A 16,313-nucleotide genomic window follows, 5' to 3' on the forward strand; every position below is an offset into this window, starting at 1 on the left:
ACTACGAGTATCTCTGCCACGCGACTAGTCTTTGTGTTGCCATAGCTTAGCCGCTTGTTCATCGGCATCTTTCGCTTCAACCCAACTTTTACCTTGCTCGCCCGCTTCTAATTTCCAGAATGGCGCCTTGGTTTTTAGGAAGTCGATTAAGAATTCACAGGCCGCGAAGGCGGCTTTGCGATGGGCGCTGGTTACGCCGATAAATACAATTTGCTCACCTAAGGCCATAGTGCCCACGCGGTGAATCACAGTGACTTTGTTCAGTGGCCAGCGACTGCGCGCCTCGACAACGATTTGTTCTAGCACGGCTTCTGTCATGCCAGGATAGTGCTCTAAGGTTAAGTCAGTCACGGCGGCGCCATCATTAAAATCACGCACTTTACCGACGAAAGTGACTACGGCACCATCGCTATCATCTTGAGCCAACTGCCGATATTCGTCGGTCACACTAAAATCGACTTCTTGCACTCGAACTGCGGGTAATAAGCGCATATTAACCTCCGGTAACGGGTGGGAAAAAGGCGACTTCATCACCATCGTTTACAGGCGTATCCCATTGACTGATGGTCTGATTTACCGCTACCAGCAATTTGTCTGAGGTTAATACTTTAGCCCATTTATCGTCGGTGGCGGCCAGCGTCGCACGTAACGCTTCAGCGGTTTGTGTCTGCTCGCTCGCCTCTAGGCTTAATTTAGCTGTGCCCAATAATTCTCGAACTTGAGCAAAAAACAACACGTTAATCATAATCTTCTCTCGTTTTTGATCCGCTTAACTGACTCACCAATAGCGCGTCAGACTTAAGCTTGGACAGCTTCGCTCACTTGGTAATCTGCCGAGTGGCTAAAGCCTATTCTGTCAGGCTAAACCTTAAAATGTCCCGATTTGCCGCCACGTTTTTCTAGCAAACGGACTTGGGAGATCACCATATCTTTTTGCACGGCCTTGCACATGTCATAGATAGTTAACGCCGCCACTGAAGCTGCAGTTAACGCTTCCATCTCTACGCCCGTTTTGCCGGATAACTTGCACAGGCTAGTAATACGCACGCGGTTATGTTCAGGTTGTGCCTCTAAATCGACTTCAACTTTCGTTAGCATCAGCGGATGGCAGAGAGGGATAAGGTCTGAGGTTTTTTTCGCGGCTTGAATGCCCGCAATACGCGCGGTCGCAAACACATCCCCCTTGTGGTGGCTGCCACTCATGATCATCTCGAGTGTCGTGCTCGCCATCTCAATAAAAGCTTCTGCACGGGCTTCGCGCTCAGTAACGGCCTTTTCAGTTACATCGACCATATGGGCATTGCCATCGGCATTAATATGAGTAAATACATTGCTCATCGGAGCGATCCTTTAATTGAGGTCAAAACAGGGTACAAGGGAAATTGAGCTTATACTCGCGCTAAATTGGCTATGACAACAGACCTAAAATCAGGTCTAGCCGCCAATAGAGGCAAGATGCTGAGTGACACCTGTGATGCCTTGATGCAAGTAATGGGTTTCTTTCTTCTGGGCTAATTGACCGTGCAGACGCTCAATTAATTCCGCTTGCTGGTTAGAATGCTGTAGCAGATCACGTAAATCGACACCGGATTCCGTAAAGAGGCACAAGTGCAATTTACCCTTAGCAGATACCCGTAAACGGTTACAGGTAGCACAAAAATTATTGGCATAGGGCATGATCAAGCCGATACGGCCCTGATAATCGCTGCGGCTGAAATTTTGGGCTGGACCATCGGACGCACTTGGTGTATCTAATTGCCAGCCATCTGCCAGTAACTGTGCTTTGATGTCGGCGCCCGCTAGGTGATGGGCTTCAAAATACTCACGACCAAGACCCGTTTCCATCAGCTCGATAAAACGCAGGTCGATTGGCGTGTGTTTAATCCAGTGTAAAAAACGTGGCAAATCTTTATCGTTTAAACCTTTAAGCAGTACGGCGTTGATTTTTACTCGCTCGAAACCTGCCGACAAGGCGGCATCAATCCCCCGCATCACTTCATCAAACTTATTTTCGCCAGTGATCTGGTAAAACATTTTGGGATCTAAACTATCCACGGACACATTGATACGACGCAAGCCAGCATCGAACCATTCTTTGGCATGCTTTTCGAGTCGATATCCATTAGTCGTCGTCGCAATAGTATGAATGCGCGGGTTATCAGCGACGACACGAATGATGTCGGTAAAGTCTTTACGCAGGGTAGGTTCACCGCCTGTAATGCGGATTTTTTGGGTGCCGACTTGGCTAAATGCGGAGACTAAGTTTTCTATCTCATTGAGAGATAAGAATTTTGGTTTACCTTCAGGATGATAACCATCAGGGAGGCAGTAACTGCATTTGAAGTTACAAACGTCAGTGACTGACATCCGTAAATAGTGAAATTTTCGACCAAAGCTGTCTTGTAATTGAGACATGATCACCTTTCCAAGTGTGGGAGGTGAGAGCATTTCTTATCCCACCCCGGTGGCATTATTACCACGGCTACACCTCCATATCTTTCGACTTAGGCAGGCAAGCTCGGAGAACCGTCGTCGGTGATTATAGGCCGAAAGTACTCACTAGCTATACCCCTAAACAGGTATTTATTAACCTAGATCACGCTAGCGTGAATAATCTGTGACAGTCCTCACCTAAAGATTTGTATTGAATTAGACTAAACAGCAGCTTAATCCACTGTGACCTTATCTTATTTTCAGGTAAGGTGGTGCAAGCAATAAAACGCCCGTTTACAAACTACAACACTCGATAAAAATCGGGGAAACGTGAAGGAAGAGGTGAACTGATGGAACGCGAATCAATGGAATTCGATGTTGTTATCGTCGGTGCTGGTCCAGCTGGCTTGGCCACGGCATGTCGATTAATGCAAATATCACAGGATTCAGGCAAAGAAATTACCGTCTGTGTGGTAGAAAAAGGCTCAGAAGTGGGCGCGCATATTCTGTCAGGCGCAGTGTTCGAGACAAAAGTGCTAGACGAGCTATTCAGCGACTGGCGCGAAAAAGATGCCCCAATAAAAACCGCTGTCACCCACGACGAAATCTACCTACTCAGCTCAGCCACCGACGGCCGAGTCATGCCTAATGCTTTTGTGCCAAAAACCATGCACAACGACGGCAATTTTATTATCAGCGTCGGTAATCTGTCCCGCTGGCTTGCCAATCGCGCAGAAGAACTCGGTGTCGAAATATTCCCCGGCTTTGCCGCCAGTGAACTGCTATTTAACGCCGATAACAGCGTTAAAGGTATTTTAATTGGCGATATGGGAGTGGGTGCCGATGGCGAACCCAAAGACAGCTTTATGCCAGGCATGGAGTTGCATGCTAAATATACCGTTTTCTCCGAGGGTTGCCGCGGCCACTTAGGCAAGCAACTTATCGAAAAATACCATTTAGATAATGGTAAAACACCACAGCATTATGGTTTAGGCTTCAAAGAAATTTGGAAAGTCCCCGCCGAGCAACACGAACAAGGCAAAGTCGTTCACACAGGTGGCTGGCCATTAACCGAGGGCGCATCGGGTGGCGGCTTCCTTTATCACATAGAAGATAACCAAATTGCGGTCGGCCTTATTATTGATTTGAACTACAAAAATCCGCATCTGAGCCCATTTGACGAATTCCAGCGCTATAAAACCCACCCTGTGATTGCTAAGTATTTAACGGGTGGCGAACGCCTTAGTTATGGCGCCCGCGCGATTACTAAAGGCGGCTTAAACTCGCTACCTAAGATGAGTTTTCCTGGCGGTCTTATCATAGGCTGCAACGCGGGTACTTTGAACTTTGCTAAAATCAAAGGCACTCACACTGCGATGAAGAGCGGGATTGTTGCAGCAGAAACCTTAGGTAAAGCCATGATGGCAGGGGTTGAAGGCGGTAAAGATCTCGACTGTTACCAAACCCACCTTGAAGAAAGCTGGCTATACGAAGAATTGCATAAATCCCGCAACTTTGGTCCAGCGATGCACAAATTTGGTACCTATTTAGGCGGCGCATTCAACTATATAGATCAAAACTGGTTTGGCGGAAAGTTCCCTATCACACTGCGTGATGAGCACCCAGACTATGCGCAAATGGCACCTGTGAACGCTTACAGCAAGATTGATTATCCAAAACCCGATGGCAAGCTTAGCTTTGATAAACTGTCCTCAGTGTATCTGTCGAGCACTTATCATGAGGAAGATCAGCCCTGCCATTTACGTCTCAAGGACAGCAGCATTCCACTGGGCATTAACTTGACTCAGTTTAATGAGCCAGCACAGCGTTACTGCCCAGCAGGCGTGTATGAAATCGTCGAAGAGGCGGGTCAACCCAAGTTTGTCATCAATGCGCAAAACTGCATTCATTGCAAAACCTGCGACATTAAAGATCCGAGCCAAAACATTACTTGGGTTACACCAGAAGGCGGTGGTGGTCCAAACTACCCCAACATGTAACATTTGGATGATAAATGTAAATAATGGCGCTCAGTGGAGCGCCTTTTTTTCACCTTTTACACGAATAGTTCACTTTTTTGCTTGCCCTTACTCGCGACATTGGCCACAATTGCCACACAAAAAAGAGTTCGTTTTCAATCACCATCTCATTTCCATCTATACTCTACATAATTAGATCTACAGCAAGACCAACAGGTTAGGCCAAATAAGTGTTCTATACGCTGTTTTATTCGGCAACCGGCCTAGACTAAGGTTAACTTTTCACATTTCTGTCCGATAATCTTTTACCGTACAAGAGTGCGTTGACCGATAACTCAAAATAGTCCAACACAGGCATATTGATATTTATGATATTTAATAACCTCACCATTAAGCAGAAAATTCTGTTAACAGTGACATTTGCAGTACTGTTGTCGACCATACTCGTCGGCGTATTAAGCCAACGTAGCGCGAAAAATGTCGTACAACAAAGGATGTTAGGCTCGGAATTACCGAGCTTAATGATGCAAATTCGCAATAAGATCGATCTCGACATTTCCACTTTGATGAATGCTGCAGAGCAATTGGCCAGTAGCCGCATGTTACTGCAATGGCTCGAAGACGGTAGACCGCAGGCCCAAGAAACCCAAGTCGTAGCCCAACTCAAAGACATCACTCGTCAGTATAAGCTAGCGCAAGCTTCCTACGCCGACAGACAAACTGCCGCCTACTACACTCAAGATGGTTTTCTGCGAGTGCTCACTCCTGCGCAGGATGGCTGGTTTTTTGGTTACCGAGACAGTGGCCAAGAACGAATGTTGAACGTATTTACTGAGGCCAACGGCGAAGTCAAACTCTTTATCAACTACCAACAACCCAATGGTCGCGGCTTAGTCGGGCTTGCTAAATCACTCGATGACATGGTGCGTTTGCTGAGCTCGTTTAAGATTGAAGAAACTGGTTTAGTCTACTTAGTGGATGCTAAAGGTGAGGTAAAACTCCACCCAGATACGAGCCAAATTGGTAAGAGCAGCCTAAGCAGCTTATACAAGGATGCAAGTTCAAGCTCATTATTAAACCGCAGTGATTTCAATCTGATCAATACCAAAATCAATGGCGAAAACATGCTGGTTGCCAGTAGTTATATCGCATCTATGGATTGGTACTTAGTCGCACAGGTGCCAGAGGCCGAAGTATTCGCACTATTAACCGAAGCGGCTTATCAGATCTTAATCTGGACGCTAATCATTGCAGCGGGCTTTATTGTCCTCGCCATCGTGGTGGCAGGTTCAGTAAGTCGTCCTATTGCCCAAGTTGCCGCGATGTTCCACGACATAGGCGAAGGCGAAGGTGACTTACGTCAACGTCTACCTGTCAATGGTGAAGATGAAATTGCGCAACTCGCCAAGGGATTTAACAGCTTTATCAGTAAGATCCAAGATTCGGTCATCGAAGTGGCACAAACCAGCGAACAGCTCGGTTTCTCGGCTAAGGATGTGTCGAATCAGGCACAACAAACCTTAGAAGACAGCCACGAGCAGAAAGATCGCACTATGATGGTGGTAACGGCCATTAATGAAATGGGCGCGACGGTTAACGAAATTGCCAGTAATGCCGCCCAAGCTGCGGTTGCCGCCAGAGATGCAGATACTGAAGCCAGCAGCGGCCAAGTTGTGGTAACCCGTGCCCGCGATACCATTAACCAATTGTCAAAAGACGTTGGCCAAGTGGGTGAAGTGATTGAGTCCCTCGCGACCCACACTAAATCCATCGGTGGTATTTTAGATGTGATCCGCGCAATCTCTGAACAAACTAACTTGTTAGCACTTAACGCGGCCATTGAAGCTGCACGTGCCGGCGAAGCTGGACGCGGATTTGCTGTCGTGGCCGATGAAGTACGTAACTTAGCCTCACGCACCGCGGCATCGACCAATGAAGTGCAAGGCATGATCGACAAACTGCAATCGGAAGCCAGCCGCGCGGTTAATGCGATGGCCCAGAGTCGTACCCGCTCCCACGAAGGCGTTGTGGCCGTCGATGAAGCCAGTAAATCGTTAATTGGCATTAGCGATCGCATTGGTCTTATCAGCGACATGAACATTCAAGTTGCTGCGGCAACGGAAGAACAATCCACAGTTGTGGAGGACATCAACCGTAACGTCACTGAAATCAATGACATTACTCAACGTACTGCCAATACAGCACAAGCGGCGGCACAGGCGAGTTTAGCCTTGAATCAACTGTCACACCGCTTAGATACCTTAGTGGCCAAGTTTAAGGTGTAAAACCTTAAAACTTACGCCATAAAAAACGCCTTAGATGTTTCCATCTAAGGCGTTTTTCTTTAACTCGCAGAGGTAATTAATCCATAGCAATAAATTTAATCGTTAATGGATAGCGATACACTTTACCTTCGCTGGCCTTAATTATCGCCAGCACAGTGCACACCAAATCGAATATGCCGAGTATGGCTAAAAAGATGAAACCAATGCCGACCAAAGCTAATACGGCACTGATGATCACATAAATCAACAGGCTCAATTTAAAGTTCAAACAACTACGGCCACATTGATCGACAAATGCGGACTCTTCACGCTTCATCAGCCAAATGATCAAAGGACCAAGAATAGAGCCCAACGGCACTAAGTATCCAATAAAACTTGAGGCGTATACCAGTAAGCCAAAATCTTTATCACTTTTTGTAACGGGTTCAATCATAGGTCATCCCTGTTTTATCATTTTGAATATAAAGCCTTATTTTCCACTCGGCCCATATAAACGCATTTGCCAATCTTCTACTGTCTGTAATGCTAAGCGGCGTTGTAGGCTATTAACCCAACTCAGCGCTAATCCCTCGCAGGAAGCTAAACGATCATAGGCACTGGCATTAAACGTTGGCGAGAAATAGAGTGACATGGCCTCGGCAACACTGATATCAGTACGACGCTCAACTAATTCAATCCTATCGTTTAACTGAATAATCCCTGGGGTTAAGATTCTATAAAACCAACCACATAATTGGCTTTGCTGCATGGCGAGTGCGAATTCTCTGTGACCAAATTGCAGATTCAACTTAAAGCAAGGTGAACGCGGCTGAGTAACCTGCACTGTTACGGCGCCAATTTGTAAGATATCACCAATATTAACTTGGGTTTCGTTCAGCCCAACGGTACTGATGTTTTCTCCCATACTGGGCGCATCTTCGAGTTGAGTGATTAAATCCCAACGACGATATTGACCGTAATGCTCGCGGGGAAAATGATGTAACACGCGATCGAGTCCGCCATGGTGTTTAGGATCGGCCTGCGCATCCCCTTCAACATGGCTGACATGTACTAGCAGTTGTTGAGCAGCTTGCTTGCCATCAATACCTGTGGCGACACCTGCTATTTCTTGCAGATGCGTCCCTAAATACAATCCAGATAACTTATTGATCAACAACTTTGACATCTGCAACTCCCAATCCATAACCCATCTCGCATTACCGCCAGAGTGTAAACTGCGATGCGCCAATAACACAATCAACTCACTCAATAACTCATAAATGTAGACGACATCTTGCCGCCAGTAAGCACGAGGCAGAATCTATGAATGATTTAACACCACTTGATTTCGACCGGCTTCTTTAGCCTGATACAAGGCCAGATCGGCACGCTTGATCAGATCTTCCGCAGGCTCTAGCGCCTGATGCTCAGCGACGCCAATACTAACGGTAATAGAAATGTGTAAGCCATTCACTTTAATTTCCCGCTGAAAAATAAGCTCACGGATCTGCTCAGCCAGTTCTGCCGCTTGGGTTAAATCCATCCCCGGAAGTAAAATCAAGAACTCCTCGCCGCCCCAACGGCATAAGATATCCTGTTGCTGCAGTGCGCTCCGCAGCATATTTGTCATGGTTTTTAATACTAAGTCACCAATTCCATGCCCATAGCTGTCGTTCACTTTTTTAAAATGGTCGATGTCCAGCAAGAGTATTGAAATCGGCGATTGTGTCAGCTTAGCTTTATCTAATGCCTGCCTAAAGTACTCATCAAACACCTGACGGTTAGCGGCGCCAGTGAGCTTATCGGTAGACGCCATAATTTCTAGTTTGCGCTGATAACGACCTAAGGTCATGTTTGAGATGAATAAAATACCTAGAGTCACCATTAGACTTAACGCCAAATTACCCCAAAACGTATTTAACAGCTCCCGCTCTTGTGGCGCATCCTCCTGCTCAACAATCAAATACCACTTAAACTCAGGAACTAAGCGACTATTGAGATAAACCGTTTTCCCGTTTTTCTGATAGCTGAAGGCGGCACTTGGGCTGGTTAAAATACGCGTAGCCAAATTATCAAGCCCTACGTTCGTTTGCAGCGAATCCGTACCGTCATATTGATCGCCATGCAAAGTGACATTACCTTGCCGGTCGGTAAAGAACACTCGGCGGTTATAACGCTTTTGATATAACTCAATTAAGGCTTTAACCTTTTCAACCGCCAACCCCACACCGGTAACACCAATAAATTTTCCTTCAAAATCAAAAACCTTATAATTCACAAATACGGTTGTCTTACTGCGATCTGCCGTATCGGCATCAATATTGACCTCATAATGTTCAGATTCGGGTAAAGAGCGCACTCGAAAATACCAAGCATCATCAGGCTCTACATCTTGGATTTGTTTTAAAATGCCCGTGGAATGGTAATAATTTCGACTTTTCTCAGACACAAAAAAGCTAGTGACTGTACCGTATTTTTCTTGGATTTCCTTAAGGTAACGAATGAGTTTTTCGGGCTCTTGCTCATGACTTAAGGTCCAATCCCGAACAAAGGTATCCTGCGCCATCAAGGATGAAATAAAGATGGGTCGTAACAAATCCTGTTGAATTTCTGAATAAATATTGTCACTTGTGAGCGGTAAGGTATTGCTCTCTATTTGCTGGCTCAGTGAATCATGGGCCACTTTGTAACTGATACCGCTGGTCACTAAAAAGGCGACCAAAAGCAAAACAGACAGAAGCCAAATAAATTTATTTTTATCATTCCAAGCGTTATTGCCCATTCTCAACTCCAAAGACTACAGAACACCTTGAGTGGCTTATTATTTTAATTTAACGATAACTATTTTAGTTGAATAAATGTTAACGCAATTGTGCCATGGCCGCACAAGATTTCTGTCGTATTGGCGTTCTACGATGGAATAACTTTATTTTGAGCAAAAAAATGCCTCGTTGGGGAAACGAGGCAAAAAACATACTAACCAATAAATGGGAGAAAAGTACAAGAAAACGTTAAGGGACAAGCTATGCGCCACAAGACATACTCTAGCAAGGACGTATGACAGAAAGATGACTCAAACTGCTCGCCCGCAGATTTATCATGCGATTTGCTTCGCCTCTAAATACTGTTTTAGTGCCTCACCCGGAATAGAACTATCAGTTGCCACCGCAAATGCCGCCCAAATCGCCCCTTCTGCCATGGCCTCAGTAATCGACTGGCCGATGCAGAGACTGTGGATCAACCCTGCCGCATAGGCATCACCCGCGCCTGTGGTATCAACAACTGTGGCAGGGATAGCGGCAACATGCTGCACTTCATCGTGCGTGTAAACCTTAGCCCCATTGATACCATCGGTGACAATAAAGTAACGCAGACAATCGCCGCCAATGCTTTTGCCATATTCCCAAGATGCGCCATCACAACGCCCCTGAATATCACTCATGGAGGCCAATAAAATATGACAAGGTCTCTGTCTGTCGTCCTTGGCTAATTGCGCGACCACAAGACAATGTTCTAAAGCTGTTTTTGCCCAGCTGACAGAGCCTTCTGCGGAAGTATTAAAATACAGCGCGTCCCATGGCTGCCATTTCGGCGGTACAGATAATTCAAATATGGGTCTTTGTGGCCGAATAATGGTGCGCTCGCCATCTGGCGTCATTACAAGCAGCATTTCGCATGTATTGCCGGCGCGGCGCTGCACTAAACGACAATCGAGACCTTGCGTACTGGCTTCTGCAATGAGCCAATCCCCCATGTCATCACGGCCCACTTGACTCACCAGCGCGACACTATGCCCTGCCCAGACTAAACCTAATCCGGTATTTGCCCCACCACCGCCGAGCCTTTGGCCGCCATCTTGATAATGGAAACGTCCACCCGTTTTTAAAGGTTTATCAAGCAGTAAGATCCGATCACAGTTGAGATTGGCAACTAACAGAATATTAGCCATTACACGGCTCCAAAGGGCAAAAAAGCATCAAGGCCAGAAGATAAAAACAAAGAAATATCAATCTAGAGCAAAATGCTCACAGGCACAATCCAATCATCAAGATAGAAACACTATAAGGATATGGCAGCGCCTTGATGTAAGCATTTGTCCCGAAGAAGATGAGGAAAACAGTTGTACACTCATACGGTATAACATAACCATTAACTCTAACACTTTGTTTAAAATCGATTTATAGAAAAGATAACGTCTCAGGACAAAATGAAGCGTAACCATTTTGAAGCCGACTCGATTAATTATCAGTAGACATAGTTAAAATGCATGCTGGATACATATATTAAATTTATGAATGGAATCAAACGCTATGCTAATGGAAATATGGGATACCGCCGAAGAAAAATCTGAGCAGCTACGCCGTTATCAGCTCTGTATAGAAGAATTTAATGAATTGAATTTTCACGATGTTTATATTGCAGAAATCAAACAAGAATACCAACAACTGGCTGAACAAGTAAAAGTGCAGTCAACCTCGGATCCCGAGCGCTAACTGCACTTTGTCATCTAGTTACTCACGATAAACCTTCAATTACTTTATTGGCGTCAATGGTGATAAAGACGCAAATTGTACTGCTAATGTCCAATCTGTAATGACCATATCTGAAGGCTGCCAACTGTCATCAACCCACTCATAAACCAAGCCAGGGTTTTCCTCTGCGTTGACTAACAAACGCCGTCCATCTTGCAACACAAGCGTATAATCGAGCCCCTGCGCATCGACACTTTCAATGTCCCCCAAGACATTGTGCTTAATGGCCGAAATAGTTCCGGTTGCCTTAACGGCATCGTTTTCCTTTGCACCGCTGTAAAACTTTAACGCCTCGTTTGCGGCAGTCTTGTGAAAAACAAACTCCTCAGTCACACCCACTACGATCGACGGATCAAGCTCATACCAGGCGGGTATCCATAATGCGTTAATTGTCATCCCGTTATATCCTGCATAATAATTTTACGGACGGGATCATTCTGCCTTAACCCCGACAGAGAAAATACTCTTCAGGGATAAAATAATTTTAATCCCTGTAAGGAATAGCATCACTAAATTGAGCGCATCACTTTCTTTGTAAGATAATCCCAAACCAGAGGGTCATACCTGAGATGCTTTAAGCTCCAGCACTGATGTTGGACTCAATTAGTCTTTCTGTTAGTTTGTAAAACACTTTGCCTCAAACCGACACATTAAGCTGACAAAGTGATCCTGAGCTCAGTAATCGCGTATAGAGTCACACACGATAGATTAATCTTCCCATGCTTGCACCGCAGGCCGATAAATACGGAGTTTACTTGTCTATGGATAAGCCCATAACGCAACCCCCTCAAACCCTTAAGCTCATTGGTGAAACTGAGGCCGGAAAGCGTCAAGAGCTTAAGCAATACTTTAATCAGACATGGGCTTTATACGAGTCTCTGTATGATTTGATCCAAGAAGATAGCGCCTATTACCTCAAAGCCGAGCCGCTGCGCCATCCGTTAATCTTTTACTTTGGCCATACGGCCACTTTCTATATCAACAAACTCAAACTCGGTAAATTTCTCGATGAACGGGTAAACGACAACTTCGAATCCATGTTCGCCATTGGTGTCGATGAGATGTCTTGGGATGATTTGAACGAACAACATTATCCGTGGCCGGATGTGGCAGAGGTGCGAAGCTATCGCCAACAAGTTAATGCTGTCGTCAATCGTGTTATCGATGAAATGCCTCTAGCGTTACCTATCACTCAAAATAGTCCAGCTTGGATCATTTTGATGGGCATTGAACATGAGCGTATTCATTTAGAAACCTCATCGGTGATCATACGCCAACTGCCGCTGGAATATGTCGCACCCAACCACCTCTGGCCTGCGTGCCAAGACACCGCCCCTGCCGAGGCCAACAGTTTATTGGCTGTAAAAGGGCAAAAAGTGACCTTAGGCAAAACTGAACAAGACCAAACCTACGGTTGGGACAATGAATACGGCCATAAAATATTTAACGTTAACGACTTTAAGGCTGCTAAATTCTTAGTCTCGAATCAAGAGTATCTCGCATTCGTCGAGGCTGGCGGCTATCGCTCACCCCAATTTTGGAATGAAGAAGGCCAAGCTTGGCTTGCCTATACCCAAGCACAAATGCCGCGTTTTTGGCGCTTAAGACAAGATAAATGGTGGCAACGTAACTTAGTGGAAGAAATTCCGCTGCCATTAAACTGGCCTGTTGAAGTGAATCAGCTCGAAGCTAAGGCCTTCTGTAATTGGAAAGCCGAACAAAAGCAAAGCAATATACGTCTATTAACTGAAGCTGAGTGGTACATCTTACGCGAGAATGTGCCCGCCGATGCGCCCGATTGGCATGAAGTGCCGGGCAATATTGCTTTGGCTTATTACGCATCTTCTTGCCCAGTGAATCGCTTCGAACATAATGGCTTTTTCGATATTGTCGGTAATGTTTGGCAATGGACAGAAACCGCAATCGACGGTTTTGACGGCTTCGCCGTACACCCACTTTACGATGATTTCTCCACCCCAACCTTCGATGGCAAACATAATCTCATCAAAGGCGGCTCGTGGATCTCTACGGGTAATGAGGCAATTGCTTCATCACGCTATGCGTTTCGTCGACATTTTTATCAACACGCGGGCTTTCGCTATGTGGAATCCCCCCAAAATCCAGCTCAAATGGCCGAGGTCAATGTGTACGAAACGGATGAACTGATTTCCCAATACCTTGAGTTCCACTATGGCGCCGAATATTTCGGGGTGGCTAACTTCTGCGTCAATGGTGTGCAGCAAGCGCTGAGTGAAATTCAATTGACTCATACAGCTAAAGCCCTCGATATCGGCTGCTCCGTTGGTCGCGCGAGTTTCGAACTGGCAAAAGTGTTTGATCATGTTGATGGTATCGACTTCTCGGCGCGCTTTATTCAACAGGCCTATGCGCTGACAGAACAAGGTGAAAAACGTTACACCATACGTACCGAAGGCGACTTACAGGAATTTAAGAGTGCGAGTCTCGCGAAACTGGGATATGAGCTTGAGGCGAAAAAGGTCAACTTTATGCAAGGTGATGCCTGTAATTTAAAGCCCATCTACACAGGTTATGATTTGGTTTATGCCTCAAATCTTATCGACAGGTTGAACGAGCCTAAACACTTTTTAACCAGTATTGCCCAGCGAATTAATCAAGGTGGATACCTTGTGATTGCCTCGCCATACACTTGGCTTGAAGATTATACGCCCAAGGATAAATGGTTAGGTGGCGTTAAAGTCAAAGGAGAGAACTTCACCACCTTAGATGGTTTGACCGAAACCTTGATCGGCCAATTTGAGCTGGTCGCAGTGAAGGAAATTCCCTTCGTGATCCGCGAGACTAAACGTAAATTCCAACATTCCATCTCAGAAATGACAATTTGGCGTAAACGTTAATGCTCACTCATGGGATAACCAACTGAAGTCCTGATAAAAATATCCGCCAGAAATCCATTTCTGGCGGATGTGTAACATCCAGCTCAGTCACATTTACAGCACCAACTAAGGTGAGAACACTGTAAATGCAGCGAAAAATATCTACACCTTAAACTGTGCCGTTGTTAAACCAAGCTGATTCGCTAACCCTAACAGACTCCGCGTACTCGCTGCCACTTGGCTGATAGCCGCACTATTTTCCTCCGCCGCCACGCTTAAGCCCGCAATCCCCTGCGCAATCGTCGCCGAAACCGTTGTTTGTTCTTCCGCAGCGGTTGCGGTTTGAATCATTAATGCCTTTAAGGTTTCTAAGCGCAAAGCAATATCATCCACCGCGGTCTGCATTCCATCGGCATCTTCTGCGGTTTTAGAGGCTTCAGTGGAACAAGTCACACTATGCAACGCCAGCACACCTGACTGTTGCTGAATACCTTTTAACACTTGCCCAATATCCTGAGTTGCTAACTGAACCTTCACCGCTAACTGACGCACCTCATCGGCAACCACAGCAAATCCACGACCATGCTCGCCAGCTCTCGCTGCTTCAATCGCCGCATTAAGAGACAAGAGATTAGTTTGTTCCGCAATCGCATTTATCACAGCTAATACTGAGCCGATTTTCTGACTATCCGCCTCAAGACTGCCCACCTGTTGATGAATAGTTGCAAAACTGCTCAAGGTCACTTTTAAGCTTTTACGAGTACTGGCCAAGTTTTGCGAAAGAATTTCACTCGAATGGGTACAGGCGGACACTTCATCGGAGGATCTCATCGTATTCGTGCTGATTTCAGCTGCGGCATAACTCATTTCTTCAACTGCAGTGGCCAACATATCAGTTTCTTTAGCCTGCATCTGAATACTGCAATCGGCTTGTGTCATAGCGGCAGAGTTTTGTTCGGCGGCAGATTCAAGTTCATGCCCAACGCCCACCAGCTGACTGATGATTTCTTTGAGCTTAGTTTGCATCCGCGCCAACCAACTCATCAGGTGATTATCCGTTTGAACATGCGGTAAATTATGAGTTAAATCGCCAGAGGCGATCATACTGGTCAAGTTACACATGTCCTCAGGCTCACCGCCGAGCGGCTTTAATACAAACCCTGTAACTAACTTAGCGGCAGCGAACGCCAACACTAAGGCTGCTGCACAAACAGATAAACCGATAAACATCATACGGTAGGCGGGAGCAGCAATTTCACTCACATCAATTTCAGCCATCAAACCCCAACGTAAACCGAGCTCAACGACAGGAGAATAAGCGGATAAAACGGGATTATTGTTATAGTCATTCACTTGCATCACCCCCGATTTACCAGCCAGCGCCTCCTTTACCGCCAGCGTATCAACACCATTCTGAGCTACCGTTCCCGCAAACGAAGCCGTAACAGTACGATTAATGGGGTCGAGAAAAGAATCAGAACGCATACGATTATTTGGGCCAATGAGATAAGTTTCACCACTTTGCCCCATACCCTCACGAATTTGCATAACTCTGTTGATGCGATCGATTGATACTTGAGCCGCCACCACCAATCTTTGTTGATTAAACTGAATCGACTGGCCAATAAATGCCGCAGGTTGACCGTTTGAAGGCGCGTATGCGGAGAAATCTTGAAGTAATACAGTGCCAGCCGATCCCAATGCCTTATTGAATAACTGTGCTAATCCCGAATCATGGAAGGGCCCAGTACGCAAATTGGTGCCGAAATCAGACTCCTTCGCCACTGTATATAAAACGGTGCCGTCGTCACTAATAATAAATAGGTCATAAAAACCGAGGGATTTATTTAATGACTGCAAGGTTTGATCTATGTCAGTAAGAGTATCGAGGCTTTTTTGGCTGGCAATTACGGCGCTGACGGCCTGCAGGTTATCGGAAAAGTCCTGAAACATGCCAACAATCTGCCGTTGCTTGATCTCACGTACAGCCACTAAACGAGACTGAGCCTCGGCAAACAATTCATCCCGAGCAATGTAAGTCACTATTGCGGTGGCAAATATGAGGGGTAATAGGACAATCAATAAACTGATAAGCTGAATTTTACGAGTAAAACCCATGGTGAGACTCCTTGTCGCGCGTCGAATTCCATTCCTTCAATCTTTGCAGAATCAAACCTGCCTTAAAACTATAGGAGAAGAATCTCAGCTAAACAAAGCGGTGCCGACTATTTTCATCAAAAGTTCACTAAA

14 protein-coding genes and 1 riboswitch are annotated in these 16,313 nt (G+C 45.8%); of the genes, 4 read left to right on the forward strand and 10 right to left on the reverse strand.

Annotated elements, in window-relative coordinates:
* Nucleotides 1-24: 24 nt before the first annotated feature.
* The 4 genes from moaE to moaA all read right to left on the reverse strand — a co-directional run bounded on the left by moaE (nucleotide 25) and on the right by moaA (nucleotide 2,415).
* Nucleotides 25-492, reverse strand: coding sequence for a molybdopterin synthase catalytic subunit MoaE (moaE, locus tag L5M40_RS17490; protein WP_006079757.1), 468 nt, complete (start codon nucleotides 490-492; stop codon nucleotides 25-27).
* A 1-nt stretch (nucleotide 493) separates the two neighbouring features.
* Nucleotides 494-745: a molybdopterin synthase sulfur carrier subunit gene (gene moaD / locus L5M40_RS17495; RefSeq protein WP_006079756.1), complete on the reverse strand. Its 252-nt coding sequence runs from the start codon at nucleotides 743-745 to the stop codon at nucleotides 494-496.
* Nucleotides 746-861: 116 nt separating this feature from the next.
* Complete coding sequence (moaC, locus tag L5M40_RS17500; protein ID WP_006079755.1) at nucleotides 862-1,338, reverse strand: cyclic pyranopterin monophosphate synthase MoaC; 477 nt, start codon at nucleotides 1,336-1,338, stop codon at nucleotides 862-864.
* A 96-nt stretch (nucleotides 1,339-1,434) separates the two neighbouring features.
* A complete protein-coding gene (gene moaA, locus L5M40_RS17505; RefSeq protein ID WP_105251082.1) occupies nucleotides 1,435-2,415 on the reverse strand; it encodes a GTP 3',8-cyclase MoaA in 981 nt (326 codons plus the stop codon).
* Nucleotides 2,403-2,536: riboswitch (molybdenum cofactor riboswitch) on the reverse strand. (Overlaps the previous gene by 13 nt.)
* A 247-nt stretch (nucleotides 2,537-2,783) precedes the next feature.
* On the opposite strand from moaA, the gene L5M40_RS17510 reads away from it, so the two are divergent.
* Nucleotides 2,784-4,433 (forward strand): electron transfer flavoprotein-ubiquinone oxidoreductase, encoded by a 1,650-nt coding sequence (locus L5M40_RS17510; RefSeq protein WP_263207371.1) that lies wholly within the window; start codon nucleotides 2,784-2,786, stop codon nucleotides 4,431-4,433.
* Nucleotides 4,434-4,780: 347 nt separating this feature from the next.
* Nucleotides 4,781-6,697: a methyl-accepting chemotaxis protein gene (locus tag L5M40_RS17515; RefSeq protein WP_263179374.1), complete on the forward strand. Its 1,917-nt coding sequence runs from the start codon at nucleotides 4,781-4,783 to the stop codon at nucleotides 6,695-6,697.
* Between the two features lie 76 nt (nucleotides 6,698-6,773).
* On the opposite strand, the gene L5M40_RS17520 is transcribed toward L5M40_RS17515, so the two are convergent.
* The 4 genes from L5M40_RS17520 to L5M40_RS17535 form a co-directional block, all read right to left on the reverse strand.
* Nucleotides 6,774-7,130, reverse strand: coding sequence for a DUF4870 domain-containing protein (locus L5M40_RS17520; RefSeq protein WP_263256966.1), 357 nt, complete (start codon nucleotides 7,128-7,130; stop codon nucleotides 6,774-6,776).
* Between the two features lie 36 nt (nucleotides 7,131-7,166).
* Nucleotides 7,167-7,862 carry an MOSC domain-containing protein gene (locus L5M40_RS17525; RefSeq protein WP_263256967.1) on the reverse strand — a complete coding sequence of 232 codons (696 nt, stop codon included), beginning with the start codon at nucleotides 7,860-7,862 and terminating at the stop codon, nucleotides 7,167-7,169.
* Between the two features lie 135 nt (nucleotides 7,863-7,997).
* Nucleotides 7,998-9,458, reverse strand: a complete 1,461-nt coding sequence (locus tag L5M40_RS17530) for a diguanylate cyclase (RefSeq protein ID WP_263256969.1) — start codon at nucleotides 9,456-9,458, stop codon at nucleotides 7,998-8,000.
* A 315-nt stretch (nucleotides 9,459-9,773) separates the two neighbouring features.
* Nucleotides 9,774-10,625, reverse strand: coding sequence for a PfkB family carbohydrate kinase (locus L5M40_RS17535; RefSeq protein WP_263177000.1), 852 nt, complete (start codon nucleotides 10,623-10,625; stop codon nucleotides 9,774-9,776).
* A 361-nt stretch (nucleotides 10,626-10,986) separates the two neighbouring features.
* Here L5M40_RS17535 and L5M40_RS17540 point away from each other — a divergent pair, with 361 nt between their 5' ends.
* Nucleotides 10,987-11,169 carry a hypothetical protein gene (locus L5M40_RS17540; RefSeq protein ID WP_105251075.1) on the forward strand — a complete coding sequence of 61 codons (183 nt, stop codon included), beginning with the start codon at nucleotides 10,987-10,989 and terminating at the stop codon, nucleotides 11,167-11,169.
* Nucleotides 11,170-11,208: 39 nt separating this feature from the next.
* On the opposite strand, the gene L5M40_RS17545 is transcribed toward L5M40_RS17540, so the two are convergent.
* The gene (locus L5M40_RS17545) at nucleotides 11,209-11,604 is read right to left on the reverse strand and encodes a hypothetical protein (RefSeq protein WP_105251074.1); all 396 of its coding nucleotides are present in this window, start codon (nucleotides 11,602-11,604) and stop codon (nucleotides 11,209-11,211) included.
* Nucleotides 11,605-11,969: 365 nt separating this feature from the next.
* Here L5M40_RS17545 and ovoA point away from each other — a divergent pair, with 365 nt between their 5' ends.
* Nucleotides 11,970-14,084 (forward strand): 5-histidylcysteine sulfoxide synthase, encoded by a 2,115-nt coding sequence (ovoA, locus tag L5M40_RS17550; protein ID WP_263177001.1) that lies wholly within the window; start codon nucleotides 11,970-11,972, stop codon nucleotides 14,082-14,084.
* A gap of 141 nt (nucleotides 14,085-14,225) precedes the next feature.
* Here the strand turns inward: ovoA and L5M40_RS17555 are convergent, their stop codons facing one another.
* A complete protein-coding gene (locus L5M40_RS17555) occupies nucleotides 14,226-16,181 on the reverse strand; it encodes a methyl-accepting chemotaxis protein (protein ID WP_105251072.1) in 1,956 nt (651 codons plus the stop codon).
* Nucleotides 16,182-16,313: the final 132 nt, after the last annotated feature.

The organism is Shewanella sp. SM68 (assembly GCF_025653925.1).
In the GTDB taxonomy this organism is placed as follows: Bacteria; Pseudomonadota; Gammaproteobacteria; order Enterobacterales; family Shewanellaceae; genus Shewanella; species Shewanella oncorhynchi.

What these genes read in the sequence shown, in the direction of transcription:
- L5M40_RS17515 (WP_263179374.1), top strand. Translation starts at nt 4,781, where the DNA reads ATGATATTTAATAACCTCACCATTAAGCAGAAAATTCTGTTAACAGTG.
- moaE (WP_006079757.1), bottom strand. Translation starts at nt 492, where the DNA reads ATGCGCTTATTACCCGCAGTTCGAGTGCAAGAAGTCGATTTTAGTGTG.
- moaA (WP_105251082.1), bottom strand. Translation starts at nt 2,415, where the DNA reads ATGTCTCAATTACAAGACAGCTTTGGTCGAAAATTTCACTATTTACGG.
- L5M40_RS17535 (WP_263177000.1), bottom strand. Translation starts at nt 10,625, where the DNA reads ATGGCTAATATTCTGTTAGTTGCCAATCTCAACTGTGATCGGATCTTA.
- ovoA (WP_263177001.1), top strand. Translation starts at nt 11,970, where the DNA reads ATGGATAAGCCCATAACGCAACCCCCTCAAACCCTTAAGCTCATTGGT.
- L5M40_RS17530 (WP_263256969.1), bottom strand. Translation starts at nt 9,458, where the DNA reads ATGGGCAATAACGCTTGGAATGATAAAAATAAATTTATTTGGCTTCTG.
- L5M40_RS17555 (WP_105251072.1), bottom strand. Translation starts at nt 16,181, where the DNA reads ATGGGTTTTACTCGTAAAATTCAGCTTATCAGTTTATTGATTGTCCTA.
- moaD (WP_006079756.1), bottom strand. Translation starts at nt 745, where the DNA reads ATGATTAACGTGTTGTTTTTTGCTCAAGTTCGAGAATTATTGGGCACA.
- L5M40_RS17520 (WP_263256966.1), bottom strand. Translation starts at nt 7,130, where the DNA reads ATGATTGAACCCGTTACAAAAAGTGATAAAGATTTTGGCTTACTGGTA.
- L5M40_RS17525 (WP_263256967.1), bottom strand. Translation starts at nt 7,862, where the DNA reads ATGTCAAAGTTGTTGATCAATAAGTTATCTGGATTGTATTTAGGGACG.
- moaC (WP_006079755.1), bottom strand. Translation starts at nt 1,338, where the DNA reads ATGAGCAATGTATTTACTCATATTAATGCCGATGGCAATGCCCATATG.
- L5M40_RS17540 (WP_105251075.1), top strand. Translation starts at nt 10,987, where the DNA reads ATGCTAATGGAAATATGGGATACCGCCGAAGAAAAATCTGAGCAGCTA.
- L5M40_RS17510 (WP_263207371.1), top strand. Translation starts at nt 2,784, where the DNA reads ATGGAACGCGAATCAATGGAATTCGATGTTGTTATCGTCGGTGCTGGT.
- L5M40_RS17545 (WP_105251074.1), bottom strand. Translation starts at nt 11,604, where the DNA reads ATGACAATTAACGCATTATGGATACCCGCCTGGTATGAGCTTGATCCG.